Raw genomic sequence first — 882 nt, 5'->3', positions numbered from 1 at the left:
GTATTGTATTTTGCTCCACGGCGGTACTTGATGAATTCGTATTTCTGACGCATTACACGGTCTCTTGATATTAATATCCAACTACTTTCCACCAACGCACTACGTATTCGCTTATTACCGCACCTTGTTATTCGCCCTTGCCTTATATGGCCTCCACTCGAATACTCTGATGGGGTTAAACCTAAATACGATGAAAGCTCCTCAGATGTCTTGAATCTCTCTATTTCACTTAACTCCAGGATTATCTCCATTGCTGTTAAGGTCCCTATACCGGGCACTGTTTTCAATAGGGCCACTTTCTCTTTATACTCCGCTTCTCTTGATAACTCCAGCATCTCTTTCGTTAGTTCTTTTATTGCCTCACGTAAGTATTCATAAAGCTCTATTAATTTGTTTAGGGCTGTTTTCATCACTTTTTGTTTTAGTTCTATTGCTCTTAACCACTCCATGAATTTTTTACCCCAATGTTGCTTATCTGCTATCGGTACCTCTATCCCATGAAATAATAACTTGCTCTTTATTTGTCTTGCCACATCGCTTTTATGCTCTACTAACTGACGACGTGTTCGCACTAACTCTCTCTTTTCTCTCTCCGCTTCACTTAAAACATATACTTTTTTCAGCATCCCTTTTGATAATAATTTCGCCAGCTTGCGGCTATCTCGTTTGTCTGTTTTCACCTTATTTCCTGTTTCCAATGGTATCAGAGACGGAGGTACTACTATTGTCTCTATCCCTGCCTCGATTAACCGGTCATACAACCAAAATCCACATGGCCCTGCCTCATAAGCAACCTTTATTTTGCACTCCGGTAGTCTGCTCAACTGCCTTGATAAATCCTCGTATTTCCCTCGTATCCGTCCATTGAATAACTCTTCTCCC

1 protein-coding gene is annotated in these 882 nt (G+C 40.8%); it reads right to left on the bottom strand.

Annotation, left to right across the window (positions count from 1 at the left end; translation table 11 throughout):
* Nucleotides 1-882 (bottom strand): IS110 family transposase (locus tag H7844_16055; protein ID MEO5358790.1); only part of this gene is annotated, 882 nt, incomplete at both ends.

The sequence above is a fragment of the Nitrospirae bacterium YQR-1 genome, assembly GCA_039908095.1.
In the GTDB taxonomy this organism is placed as follows: Bacteria; Nitrospirota; Thermodesulfovibrionia; order Thermodesulfovibrionales; family Magnetobacteriaceae; genus Magnetomonas.
Note: the sequence above shows the minus strand (reverse complement) of the source record. Positions and strands in the feature narration are given on the sequence as shown.